The 12325-nt window shown below is 65.0% G+C and carries 12 protein-coding genes; 7 read left to right on the top strand and 5 right to left on the bottom strand.

Annotated features, from left to right (window positions below):
* Positions 1-169: 169 nt before the first annotated feature.
* The 7 genes from ACSYGN_RS23310 (at position 170) to ACSYGN_RS23280 (ending at position 6476) form a co-directional block, all read left to right on the top strand.
* Positions 170-610 carry an ATP-binding protein gene (locus ACSYGN_RS23310; RefSeq protein ID WP_460398656.1) on the top strand — a complete coding sequence of 147 codons (441 nt, stop codon included), beginning with the start codon at positions 170-172 and terminating at the stop codon, positions 608-610.
* A complete protein-coding gene (locus ACSYGN_RS23305; RefSeq protein WP_460398654.1) occupies positions 610-1926 on the top strand; it encodes a UDP-N-acetylglucosamine 1-carboxyvinyltransferase in 1317 nt (438 codons plus the stop codon). Before ACSYGN_RS23310 ends, ACSYGN_RS23305 begins: the two co-directional genes overlap by 1 nt.
* Entirely contained in the window at positions 1923-3158 is a 1236-nt protein-coding gene (locus ACSYGN_RS23300) for a bifunctional UDP-sugar hydrolase/5'-nucleotidase (protein ID WP_460398652.1), read from the top strand. Before ACSYGN_RS23305 ends, ACSYGN_RS23300 begins: the two co-directional genes overlap by 4 nt.
* Positions 3155-3694 (top strand): dCTP deaminase, encoded by a 540-nt coding sequence (gene dcd, locus ACSYGN_RS23295; RefSeq protein ID WP_460398650.1) that lies wholly within the window; start codon positions 3155-3157, stop codon positions 3692-3694. Before ACSYGN_RS23300 ends, dcd begins: the two co-directional genes overlap by 4 nt.
* Complete coding sequence (locus ACSYGN_RS23290) at positions 3691-4227, top strand: dCTP deaminase (protein ID WP_460398648.1); 537 nt, start codon at positions 3691-3693, stop codon at positions 4225-4227. Before dcd ends, ACSYGN_RS23290 begins: the two co-directional genes overlap by 4 nt.
* On the top strand, positions 4224-5339 hold the full coding sequence (locus ACSYGN_RS23285) for a glycosyltransferase family 4 protein (RefSeq protein WP_460398646.1): 1116 nt from the start codon (positions 4224-4226) through the stop codon (positions 5337-5339). Before ACSYGN_RS23290 ends, ACSYGN_RS23285 begins: the two co-directional genes overlap by 4 nt.
* A gap of 93 nt (positions 5340-5432) precedes the next feature.
* Positions 5433-6476: a serine hydrolase domain-containing protein gene (locus tag ACSYGN_RS23280; RefSeq protein WP_460398644.1), complete on the top strand. Its 1044-nt coding sequence runs from the start codon at positions 5433-5435 to the stop codon at positions 6474-6476.
* 266 nt (positions 6477-6742) lie between these two features.
* Here the strand turns inward: ACSYGN_RS23280 and ACSYGN_RS23275 are convergent, their stop codons facing one another.
* The 5 genes from ACSYGN_RS23275 to ACSYGN_RS23255 form a co-directional block, all read right to left on the bottom strand.
* A complete protein-coding gene (locus ACSYGN_RS23275) occupies positions 6743-7309 on the bottom strand; it encodes a DUF2290 domain-containing protein (protein ID WP_460403671.1) in 567 nt (188 codons plus the stop codon).
* Positions 7310-7388: 79 nt separating this feature from the next.
* Positions 7389-9533, bottom strand: coding sequence for a DEAD/DEAH box helicase (locus tag ACSYGN_RS23270; protein ID WP_460398641.1), 2145 nt, complete (start codon positions 9531-9533; stop codon positions 7389-7391).
* Positions 9534-9959: 426 nt separating this feature from the next.
* A complete protein-coding gene (locus ACSYGN_RS23265; protein ID WP_460398639.1) occupies positions 9960-10301 on the bottom strand; it encodes a hypothetical protein in 342 nt (113 codons plus the stop codon).
* A gap of 434 nt (positions 10302-10735) precedes the next feature.
* Positions 10736-11167, bottom strand: a complete 432-nt coding sequence (locus tag ACSYGN_RS23260; protein ID WP_460398637.1) for a hypothetical protein — start codon at positions 11165-11167, stop codon at positions 10736-10738.
* Entirely contained in the window at positions 11160-12194 is a 1035-nt protein-coding gene (locus ACSYGN_RS23255) for a hypothetical protein (protein WP_460398635.1), read from the bottom strand. The genes ACSYGN_RS23260 and ACSYGN_RS23255 overlap by 8 nt, the downstream gene beginning before the upstream one ends.
* Positions 12195-12325: the final 131 nt, after the last annotated feature.

Raw genomic sequence — 12325 nt, 5'->3', positions numbered from 1 at the left:
ACGGTTCCTTCTGCCGTCGCCGATCCTGCCTGCTCAACCGAGCGTAACCGAGGGGTGATTGGCCGCGATGCAACTCCTGCATAGGTGATGCAGCCCCAGCACGCAACGTGGTCCCGACTGGCTCCGGAGCGGTTGCGTAGAGCAGCCGCACCGATCCAGGAGGCAGCTCGTGACAGCGCGCCAGTTCGTTCTCTCCGTCCCCGCCACACCGACCGCGGTCACCACCGCCCGGCACCAGGCCGTGGACGCGATAGAGGGCTGGGGTGCGGTGCTCACCGCTGGGGTGGTGCACACCGCCGCGCTCGTGATCAGCGAGTTCGTCACCAATGCGGTCCGACACGCCGGCACCGACCCGGTCTCTCTGTCCGTCCGCCTCGACGAGACCGCACTACGCATCGAGGTCTCTGACACCTGCCCGGTGCTGCCGCAGCCCGGTCTCCCGGACCCGTACAGCGAGAGCGGCCGGGGACTGTTCCTCGTCGCCGTTCTCACAGACCGACACGGCATCGAGCCCACGACGCTCGGGAAGCGCTGCTGGGCCGAGATCGACCTGCCCACCAACCCGGACCAGGAGATCGCCTTCTCCCTTCCCTTGCAAAGGAGTTGCTGATGACGAGCACCCGCGTCCCTGGCGTGGCCGCCAAGGTGATCGCCGTACGCCCCGGTCGACCGCTCACCGGCAGCGTGACCGTCGACGGCTCCAAGAACGCTGCCCTCCCGCTACTGGCCGCCGCGGCAGCCCTCGACCGTCCGATGAGGCTGAGCAACCTCCCGGCCAACACGGACGTGCAGATCATGCTTTCGCTGCTGCAGCAGGCGGGCTGGCACGTCGCACAGCCCGTCGGGGAGCCGACCGCTGCGGTGATCCTGCCAACCGAGAGCCGACACGCTTACCCCGACCTGCCGCAGGCCGCCCGTATCCGGGCCTCGTACTACCTGGTTCCCGCCCTGCTCGCCCGGCACGGCGAAGCCCGGCTGCCGTGGCCGGGAGGCTGCCAGATCGGCGCGCGCGGGATGGATCTGCACTTCAAGGTGTACGAAGCGTTCGGCGACAGGAGCGTTGTGGACGATGCCGGATACCGCGTCGAGGCCACCGCGCCCCGGACCGGCACCGTCGCCCTGGTGCTGCCGTTCCGCTCGCGCGGTGCGACGGTGGCCGCCATGCTCCGGGCCGTCACGACCGGGCGGCCACTGCGGTTGGGAGAGCCCAATCTCTCACCAGAGGTGTTGTGCGTGCTGGATGCCCTACATACGGCAGGCTGGGAGACCCGGGCCAGCGCACGCATGCTCGCCCTCTCGCCGCCGTCCTCGGCACCGAACGACACCACCTGGGTGGTGCCGGGAGACAAGGTCGAGGCAGGGACGCTGGCCTGCGCAGTCGCCGCAACCGGCGGCAATGCGCGCATCGAGGGCGCGCGTGCCGACGACCTGGGCACGCTCGTGGCGGCCCTGCACCAGCTGGGGATCTCCGCCAGCAGCGAGGCGAACACTCTCACCGTGAGCGCTGAGGCCACCCGCGCGATCAGCCGCCCTCTGCGGGCCATCGCCTCTCTCAGCCCTGGCGGCCTGGACGCCGACTTCGAACCCCCGCTCATGGCGCTGGCCCTCGGCCTGTCTGGCACCCATCTGTTCGCCGACGCCATCAACCCCGGCCGCCACAGCAATTTGCTGCCCCAGCTGGCCCGCCTCGGCGCGGCCATCGAGGAGATCTCCCCCACCGAGTGCCGCCTGTCCGGCCCCCAGCAACTGACCGGGACGGGTGTGGAGGCCACCGACATCCGCACCGGCTCCGCCCTCATGGTCGCCGGCCTCACCGCCCAAGGCGTCACGACCGTCGGCGGCCTCGACCAGCTCCGCCGCGGCCACGCCGACCTGCCCGGCAAACTCCACACCCTGGGCGCCGACATCTGCGAGGTCACCCCATGACCGGCACACGCACCCTGCGCCAGATCATGGCCACGACCGACGTCCACTCCAGCCTGGACAACGCCGGGCCCTTCCTGACCCACATCCACGCGCTCCGCCCCACCTCGCTCATCGTGGACTGCGGCGACTTCTTCGAAGGCTCCGGCTACTACCGCCTCGCCCTGGGCACGATCGAGCGCGCGATCCTACTCAAGCTGTACGACGTGTTGGCCCCGGGCAACCACGGCTGGCCTCACCACTTCGAACCCGATCTCCACCGACTCACCGTCTGTGCCAACGCAGTCCACGCCGAGACCGGCGACGCGCTCTTCCGCCGCCTGCACATCACCGAAATGGGTGACCGGCGCGTCGGAGTGACCGCCGTGATCGGGCAGCAGGCTTTCCACTCGATCCCCGCCGCGCAGCGAGCCAACCACCGCGTCACCGATCCCGTCCGATCTCTGCGGGAGCTGATGCTCGCCCACCATCACGAAGTGGACGACTGGGTCCTGCTCAGCCATTCCGGGTTCGAGGAGGACCTCAAACTGGCGTCGGCCTGCCCGTTCCTCGACGTGATCTTCGCCGGGCACTGCCACAGCGACCAATACGGCCCGTTCCGCGCGGGAGACACCCTTGTCACCAAAGGCCGCGAACTCGCCGACGGCTACGCAATCGCCATGCCTGTCGGCGCGGGCTGGGGCGCTGGCACCACCCGCTTTCCAGACCGCGCCTCAGGTGCCGTCCCCACCGAACTCGCAGACGTGACGGCACGTATCGACGAAGTGGGGAATCAACTGAACGAGGTCCTCGGACCGGTTGGGACAGCCTTCCGCCACCAGCCCGTCGACCGGCATGGCCTGCTCCTCAGCCTCACCTTCCGTCTACGCACAGCACTTGGCGCAGATGCGGTCATCCTCAACGACACCGCGCTGCGCTCCGTCCGGCTCGGCGACACCCTCACCCTGGGCGACCTGCTCTCCATCGAGCCGTTCGCCAACCAGCTGGTGCACGCCCACCTTCCGGAGCCGGATCGCCGCGACCTCAGTGGTCTGATCTCGCGTCTGACCGCCCAAACCGGCCCGCTCGTCACCGCCCCCGATCCACTGCCGGACACCATCACCACCGTCCTGACCACCGATTACATCGCCGACACCTACCTCGGCGGACGCACGCATGAAGCCGGCCTGCGCCTGGACCAGGCCATCCAGCACGTCCTCACCGCTCCCGACACCACGGACGGAGGCAAGGGATGATCCTCACCGGCCCCGAGATCGAGGCAGCCGTCCACGACGGCCGCCTCCGCATCGCCCCCTTCGCCGCCGACCAGGTCAACCCCAACAGCTACAACGTCCGTCTCGGCCCCACACTGATCACCTACACGAGCAATGTCCTGGACGCCCACCACCCCAACCCCACCCGCGAAACCACCATCGGCCCGGACGGGCACGTCCTCCAGCCCCACGAGCTCTACCTCGGCCACACCCTCGAAGAGGTCGGCTCCGACACCTTCGTCCCGCTGCTCTTCGGCCGCTCGTCCGTCGGCCGACTCGGCCTGTTCGTGGAAATCACCGCCCCCATCGGCGACATCGGCTTCCACGGTCAGTGGACCCTCATGCTCACCCCGACCCGCCCGCTGCGGGTGTACGCGGGCATGAAGATCGGACAGATCATGTTCTTCGTCTCCACCGGCCCCATCGACCTCTACCGCGGCAAGTACCAGGCCGCCGTGGGCCCTCAGCCGTCGGCCTACTGGCGCGACGCCGCAGGACTTCGGGCGGTGCCGTCGTGATCCTCACGGGACCCAGCATCGCCACCGCTGTCCGGGCCGGCGACATCACCATCGACCCGTACGATCCCGCTCGCCTCTCCCCGAACGCCTACGACTGGCGCCTCGGCGAAACGCTCCGCATCTGCGACGGTGACCTCGACGCCGCCACCCCCGCCGCGTTCACCGAGCAGCCCATCCCCACCACCGGCCTGGTGCTGCAACCCGGGATGCTCTACCTCGGCGTCACGCTGGAGAGGACCGGCTCGGAGTCGTACGCGCAGATGCTCAACGGTGACCGAACCATCGGCGCCCTCGGCATCTGGGTCCACGTCTCGGCCCCGCTCGGCCACCAAGGCCACGCCATCCGCTGGACCCTGGAGATCCGCGCAGCCCGACCCGTGCGCGTCTACCCAGGGATGACCTTCGGCAAGCTCGTCTTCCTCACCGCCTACGGCACCCCGGCCAGCTATCAGCAGCAACCCGCCAAGTACGCGGCGACGGACGGCATCGACATCTCCCGCCTCTACGAAGAGATCACCGGAGGAGCCCAGTGAGCCCCCACGAGGCCAATGGGCCGTTGGCAGCCACCTTCCTCGACCTGCCCGCCGGAAGCCCTGGCGGCAGCGTCGAACTCTTCCTCGACCTCTACACCGGCGATTGCCCGCTCATCCCTGCCCGCGCGTTCATGCTGGGACGCTCCAGCCCCGGGCACCGCATGCCCGCCGGACTCAGCCTGCTGCCCGTGGCAGACAAGCGCCTGGAAGGCCCGGCCTTCGCCCGCTACGTCGCAGCCCTGCGAACGGCTCTCGCGGCAGCGATCGACCCAGCCCAGATCGGCGTCGTGCACCTCCAGCACCTCGCCTTCGGCGCCACCCCCGCCCTGATCCGTGCCCTACCCCTGCACCCCCGTATCGCCCTGGTCCACGGCACAGACCTGATCTTCGCCGAGGCCCACCACGACCAGCTCCAGGTCCTGCGCGAGACCGCCCGGTCCGCAGACGCCATCGTGGTGCCCACAAACGCCATGGCCGACCGCCTCCTCAAGCTCGCCCCGCAGATCGACCGCCGGAAGATCATCCACATCCCCTGGGGAATCCCCGACCGCCTGCTCACCGACCCGCCGACCCGGCGCACTCGCGCCTCCTCCAGCCACCTGCGGCTGCTGTACGCAGGACGGCTGACAGCCGAGAAGGGCGTAGAAACCCTGGTCAAGAGCCTGGCCCCTGTGCCCGCAGTCGAACTGAGCATCGCCGCCCCCAGAGCCCAGTTCCACGCCCTGGCCCCACTGCTCCAACGGGCCGGCGTGCGGGCCCGCTACCTCGGCTGGCTCCGCCGCTCACAACTGTGGAAGGTGTTCGCCGAACACGACGTACTGGTCATGCCGTCCACCACGCTGGAGGCCATGGGCCTGGTAGCCCTGGAGGCCCAAGCCTGCGGACTGCCTGTCATCCACCAGCCCGTACCCGGCCTCAGCGAAGCCCTCGCCGCCTCCGGCATGGCCACAGACTTCACCCACCCCGCCGCCCTGGCCCGTGACCTTGACCGGCTACGCACCTCTCCCGCCCTGTTGTCCGCCCTACAGCAGGCGGGCTACGCGAACGCGGCCCGCTATCCGCTCTCGGCGACCGCACGGTCCCTGACCGACCTCGGCCGCCAGCTCACCTGAACTGCCTTCCACGCAGCCGCCACGCCGCTGCCCGGCCAGTCCCGTGAACGTCACTACGCTGACCGGCGGGATGCTCCGGCGAAGAGGGAGACCATGACGTACGACAGCGACCGCATCGAAGCCCTGTTGAACGAGGGCGTCCGCGACAAGGTGTACCCCGGCGCCGTGTGGGCTGTCGGCGACGCAACCGGCATCCGTGTCCAGGGCGCCACCGGTGTCCTCGACCCCGACGAACCAGACGTGCCGATGCGCACCGACACCGTCTTCGACGCCGCCAGCCTCACCAAGATCCTCGCTGTGTGGTCGTCCATCGGCGCTCTATGGGAGGACGGCGCCCTCGACCTCGACCAGCCGCTCGGCACCTTCTGGCCCGAGGTCACCGGCCGCCCGCTCGGCGCCGTGACTGCCCGTCAGCTGCTGACGCACACAGCCGGTCTTCCCCTGCGGGCCCAGCTGAAGAACCTCTATGGCACCAACAAGGAGGACATCCGCCGCGGCGTGCTGCACGAGCAACTCCACCGGACACCAGGCGAAGCCGTCGAGTACACCGACCGGGCCGCCCTCATCCTCGGCTACCTCGCCGAACACCTCTTCGGCCAGACCTTGGGCCAGCTGGCCACCGTCCGCATCTGGCAACCACTGGGCATGGACAGCACCCGCTTCGGCCCACTGCCCGATGAGATCGCCGCCCGCTGTGCCCCGACCGAACTCGATCAGGACACCGACACCCACCTCAAGGGAACCGCCCACGACTTCTCCGCACGCCTCCTGGGCGGAGTCTGCGGCATCGCCGGCGCCTTCACCGTCCTCGACGATCTGGCCGCCCTCCTGCGCTACATGTTGGACGCCGGCACCGCACCGCAGCGAACTGGCTTCGGCCCCGCGTGGACCGAGACGTCACTGACCGTGCAGACCGGCACCTTGGCCCCCGTGCGCGGCCTATTCTGGCACTCCGCTCCCGGGACCACCCCAGCCGACGACGTCTGGGTCCACTACGGATTTACCGGAACCGGCATGTGGATCTCACCTCGCCAAGGGCGGTGGGCCGTGTTGCTGACCAACAAGCTCTACTACACCCGTGATCGGCAGCCGTTGACCGAGGTCCGCAACGCCTTCCGCGAGCTTGCCTTCATCTGAGCAACCGCCCCTGGCATCATCGCGTCCCGACAGGGATGATCGACTGCGTTACAACCTTCTTCACGGGTTCAAGGCGGCTCGCTCCGCTCCCCGCGCGCGGCACGGCCCCCGGCCGGGCCTGCGCTCCTGCCTCCGTCCCGCTCCAGCCCGGCCGGCGCCCGTGCCGCGCGCTAAGCAGTTGGCCCTTGTCATCAGAAAAGAGGTACGTATGCCGTGGCCAAGACGGTCGAACCTAGAAGCCCTCTGCCTCTACCCTCACCTTTGCCTCACTGCCACCAAATATGGGGAGCGCTTCTATCTTCTTCCACAATTGTGCGATTACCCAACTCTCGATGCGCCCCACGAGAGAAGTACCCAATATGGGCACTCCAAATCCCTGCATAGAAGTGGCGGAATATGAAATCAACGAAACGTCCGACATGCATGGGCGCAGCGCACGCGATCCTGCAGTCAGTGGAATTTATCGTCATGTGACTCGACGGGTGCCCCGGCTTAGCATTACCTGGATCATAGTCGAACCTGACCGCAGACCTGAGAAGCATACTCGTCGGCACAGTTTCCGCATATACATCCACTACATCCAGTACGGCATCGAGGCTAAGCATATCGGGGTCTATTTTATATGGACAAGGAATATAAGCGAGACGATGACCCGATATCCCCCCATTCTCGATATCGTATGTTATTTGTAGCAGCGACCCATCATAGAGCAAAGCAGAATATGCACCACTCTCAACCCAATTCCTGTAATCATCCAACCCCAAGTCGCCCCTACTTACGAGAAAAGGGGCACCCGGATTAGTCGAGTGCCACGAAACTCGCGTCTCTGACATGGAAACCACGGACCTGAAGGCCGCAATCCTACTCTCAACTAAAAAATCAAGGACGTTGACCACTTCATCTCTGACCGCTCTAGTGGTCGTCACCAGAGATCTCTTCCTGCATCTCTACCAACCGAGTCCGAAGAGACGCCGGAACGTCCTGCAGATCGATTTCGCCCCTTTCTACCGCATCAATAAAGGCTTGCAACGACTCGGTGGCTCGTCGCGCAGAGTTTCTGGCTGCTCCTGAGCGATCCCTGTAGATGTGACGGAGCGTCTTCAACTCAGCCGAAGTAGGGATAGGAAAGTCCAGTCTGAAGTCCTTCGCTTTCACCTTTGAGACTTCTCCTGCAATGAGGTCCATATCAGAGCCCCATCCAGTGATCCGCACCCAGGCGCGGCTCCTCGTGATGGCGGTAAACAGCGTGTTCCGCTGCGTGACTGCATTATAAGAACTCGCCGCCATCTGCGCATCAATCACATAAACCATAGGGGCCTCATTGCCCTTAGCTCGATAAATGTGACCCAAGGCAACAGAGCCGCTGACAAAGAATCTATCGACGCCGCTATTAACCCCCACGAGGTGGGAGTTGATCCCCCGAGCCTTCAGAGCCTGCATCAGACGAGGCGCGCGAGACTTTGCACGCCTAACATCCGGCAGCACAATCATGATGTCATCGGCCTCCAACTCATCCTCTGTCAGATTCTTTTTGATCTGGGCTGCTACCCAGGCATCTTGCCCAGCCTGTTCGTCGAATTTTCGCAGGACGACCGAATCTTCTTTCTGGATAAGATCCGGAAAGTACGACGGATAGCTATCTTGCGACCGCTCCAAAGTGACGCGAGATCCGAGCCTTAGGTCGCCTCGTAGAACGTTATAGCCAATATCTTTCCACAATTTCGGTTCATCGAAATGCTGCAGAAGTCCACCGACGCGATAGACGCCGATACCCAACGCGTGTGCTGTCGCTAGAGCCCAAGGAGTGTTTCGGTAACACATGGGAAGGACGATGTCACGGCGCGGCTCATTTTCTCCGTTTTCGAGACTCACCAGGCTCTCGCCAGAAGGGCCCGTACCGAAAAGGTCATCAGTGCCGGGCATGGCCGCCTCTGAAAGTTTTTGTAGCTCATCGAAGCCCCACACAATACGCTTAGGCTCTTTGGTAAATAGGTAGACCAACTGGAAGAACTCAGGCGGAAGATCCTGCGCTTCATCGATTAGGACAACATCGAAGATTGGGGCCGGGTTGGACTGCTTAGCCACCGCTAGCAACTCTTTACAGATCCCTTGGAACTCTTTTCCCTGCCCGTATACCGTCCGTGCATAGTTGTAGTCCCGTGGAGTCTCGCCGAGCGCTGCAGCCATCTCGCTGTAGACGCCAGCACGCGCACCAGATCCCCAGGAGTGCATAATCTGAAGTCGTTGCTCATCAGGACGATCATTGCTGTACTCAAACGTAAAACGCGTAATAAGATCGTTGATCTGCTGATAAAGTGCGCGCGTATGGAATGTGACAGCGATACGCCAATCTGGATGCTGAGCGTGAAGATATGCAGCCTTCAAGGCGAGGACCACTGTCTTCCCAGAACCGGCCAGCCCGCGGATCCGTTGCGGCCCCTCAGGCGTCTCGATAGCAGCCGCCTTCTGCCACCGGTCGAGATTCGCTATTCCTCGCTCTATCTCCTTTAGGACAGCTCCACGAGATGATTCGAGCTGTACCGAGGCCCTCTTCTTTGCAGGCTTAATAGTCGTGACTCGCTGGAGAGCCGCTTGGAGCGCACGCTCTATGTCAGGATCGACTGAGGGGAGCTCTGAAATCCAGTCAGCAATCTCCTCAAACCCGAGGTACGTGCCCTCAGATCCTGCAGGGGGCTCGCCTACCGGGCTTGCGAATACGGTAACCGTGTTAATTGTTACGGCAAGCTGTCGTCCGCTCCTCAGCGAGTCATGCTTCCTGAGGGTGCTTTCCAAAACGACATAAAGGCGGTCCTGCGACGCTACGAAATCAGCCCATTCACTTTCATTACCTGGCATTCCATCTGCAAGCAGAAAGGCAACCAGCCCACGCTCTCGACTTACGAGCAGAGCGTCTACTTCAACCCGATTATCCGACGTTGCCAGTACCGGGTAGCCCAAATAAATGGTTCCCTCATCAATCTGCGGCTTCAATACTTCCGCCAGTCGAGAGGCGGTCGCCCGATCTCGGCTTTCACCATAGACAACGTGCAAAGGCATGAGGCGGTCCCCTGTTCAGCAACGAGCATCGCCCCGCGCCTGCGTGGCTAGTTCGTGGGTGGTACCTGTCGCAAGACATCCTATGGAACACGTTCAGCAGATGGCCATGACCTAAACGGGCAAAACCAGCCGCGCGTTGACGCCCTGTAACACCCGATGTCACTACCCGCCGGCTCTGCAGGCCGACGCGCGTCGGAGAGGCCAACTCGCCTACAGCAGCCCAGAACCAAGGCCGACTGGATCCCCGCCAACAAGCCTTAGAGGCTGCACCCCAACTCCGTAACCAGTCACCAGTTCTGCCGTCGCACCTTGCTCTCGTCGACGGCACCAGCAACGTGGCTGAGCCCTGATGGGGTGCAGAGGGGCACACGCGCGCGTGACCGATCGGCGCACACGCCGTCGTGGCTGACTGTCGTCGGCTGAGCTTCAGGCGTGGGTCTGCCGCACTCCGGTGCACGCAATCAGGCTGCTGCCGTCCTCGGTGAGGAACAGCATGAACACCCAGGAGCCATCGGCAGCCCTGATCTGCCCCAGACGAACCGGTTGCTCATGCTGGCCGAGCAGATGCACGGTGCGTTCGAGGTCCGTGGTCTCGATGCCATGTCGGCGGGTGTGCCGCAGCCGTCGTCCGTAGATCTGGGCGAGCGACCCAGCGGGCGTGGTCCCGTCCCAGACAACGTGGTACCCGCCGCCACGAAGCGCAGCCAGAGCGGCCAAGCTCGCCTCGTCGCTGCCGACAAGCAGCCGTTCAAGTAGTGCCCGCTCCACGCCGCCACCCCCACTGGGATCCTGCTGTACAGCAACCGGATACAGCAAGCACAGCAACCGGCCCCACCCAGTAGCGGCCCGCTGGGACCGAGGCCCGACCTGTATGACCGTCAGCGACCGATCTCTGTAGGACTACGGATCAAAAGGTTCTGACATCTACGGCTGACATCAACGACGCCGGACGGGGGCGTACACCAGCAACCCCATCCGGCCGTCGCATCAGTCGCCGACAGCGTCCGAAGTGGATGCAGATCAAACTCCTAAAGCGAGTGTCGCAGGTTCGAATCCTGCCGGGCGCACCAGGCACAAGGCTCCGTACCGATCATGGTCCGGGGCCTTTGACATGTCACCTGAGCCAGCCGCCTCTCTGCCCTGCGCCGTCGCCGAACCAGCTCGTGTGCCAGCGGCGGTGTCACCTTCCGAACGCGTTGCGGTCAGAGCTCCCATACTTGGTCCGGGTCGTCCAGTGCCGCCCGGATCTGTGAGAGGTCTCCGATATCCGCGAGCGGCGAGCTCTTGGCGATGTCGACGATTCCACGCACGACGGTGTGCAGCACTTCGCCGTTACCCTCGTCGAGTGCCTTGTCCAGCCGGGCGAACATCTCCTTGTAGATGTTGCGTCGTTCCGTGAATGCCTGTGCAAAGTAGTCCTTGAGGACGGCTTCGGCGGCCCGGATCCGAGCGACCTCCGTAGCTTCGTAGGCCTCGATCCGGGCTCTCTTGGTGCTCTCGACCTCGTGGATGTGGATGCACTCACGGGTGGCTTCGACAATCTGGTTCAGCGCGGCGAAGCCGTCCATCGCCCGAACGGAGCCCTTGGCCGCGTTGATGACCTTGCCTACATGCACCTTGGGTTGGTCAGGCATCGTGAGTCTCCTCGGTCAAGGGTCTGTACCTGATGGTGAGATTTGCGCTGCGCTCGTCCAACTTGCCTTCGGCGTCGACGATCGGAGTCGCCGCCACGTCGCGGACCGCCATGACCAGTGTCATGGCCCGCTGGAAGCGCGCGGCGTGCTCAGTCGGATCGAACGGCTCGGACTCCAGGAGTTCCAGCGCCTCAAGCGCTCGGAAGGTGAGGTCCACGAGAAGCTCGCGCAGCTCCGTGGCGCGGGCGTCGACGCCTTTCAGACGGGTGTCCGTCTCGTCAAACTCAGCGATTGCCACGGCGACCTCCGCCTCGAACTCCCTGGCCCGGGTCATCGCCTTCATTCCTTGGCTCTTGGCGACCAGTCCGCCGACGAGCAGCGCAGGACCGATGGTGACGAAGTTGAGCACCGTGGCTCCCAGGGCCATCCCGCCGCCACCCGACGCGAGCGACCCACCGCCCAGCAAGGCGAGGGTCGCACTCTCGGCGGCGGCGCCCGTCAAGCCGGAGATCGCCGCTCCGGTACTCGCGACTCCGAAGCTGCTCGCTGCCGCCGTGATCCCAGCACCCGCGCCCGCTCCCGCCGCCGCGGATCCGAGAGCCCCGCCGATCCATGCCACCGCGTCGACGTCGAGGCTGCGAAGTCCAGGGACCTCGGTCATGGTGGCGTCGACGCCCTCCACCAGCAGCCGCTCGCTCTCGCGCACCTGTCGCTCGTGGCGACGCAGGAAGTCGCCCATGCGTACGACGACATCGACGAGCGCCTGCCTCTGCTGCTCCCCCAGTGCCCTCAGGGCAGCGTTCGTCGCTGCCAGTGCCTCCTCGGTCTGGGCTCGGCGTCGCTCGAAGCCCTGGTTCGTCTCCTTGCGCCCGTCGATCGAACGCTTGAAGTCGTGGGCGCCCTTACCGAAGAGGGCGGCCCCGCTACCACCGGTCGCCACACCGACACCGATGAGCACGACTGGTATGAAAAGTGGCACGATCTCCCCCTTGGTGCCCCAAGCCCCTGCGTGGACCAGCAGGTTCAACCGTTCACATTGTGCCCTTGGTCCGTGATCGTCCGGGACGCCTTTCTGTCGATCGACACGGCAGCTGTAGTTCCGGCGTCTTCCCTGGTCAGCAGCTCGCGGGGCCGGGTGGGGGTATGGGTACGGCCACC

This window comes from Streptomyces sp. YIM S03343, assembly GCF_054729195.1.
Note: the sequence above shows the minus strand (reverse complement) of the source record. Positions and strands in the feature narration are given on the sequence as shown.

Excerpts from the sequence above, each read along its gene's own strand:
- dcd (WP_460398650.1), top strand. The coding sequence starts at position 3,155 with ATGATCCTCACCGGCCCCGAGATCGAGGCAGCCGTCCACGACGGCCGC.
- ACSYGN_RS23305 (WP_460398654.1), top strand. The coding sequence starts at position 610 with ATGACGAGCACCCGCGTCCCTGGCGTGGCCGCCAAGGTGATCGCCGTA.
- ACSYGN_RS23280 (WP_460398644.1), top strand. The coding sequence starts at position 5,433 with ATGACGTACGACAGCGACCGCATCGAAGCCCTGTTGAACGAGGGCGTC.
- ACSYGN_RS23260 (WP_460398637.1), bottom strand. The coding sequence starts at position 11,167 with ATGCCTGACCAACCCAAGGTGCATGTAGGCAAGGTCATCAACGCGGCC.
- ACSYGN_RS23270 (WP_460398641.1), bottom strand. The coding sequence starts at position 9,533 with ATGCCTTTGCACGTTGTCTATGGTGAAAGCCGAGATCGGGCGACCGCC.
- ACSYGN_RS23300 (WP_460398652.1), top strand. The coding sequence starts at position 1,923 with ATGACCGGCACACGCACCCTGCGCCAGATCATGGCCACGACCGACGTC.
- ACSYGN_RS23275 (WP_460403671.1), bottom strand. The coding sequence starts at position 7,309 with ATGTCAGAGACGCGAGTTTCGTGGCACTCGACTAATCCGGGTGCCCCT.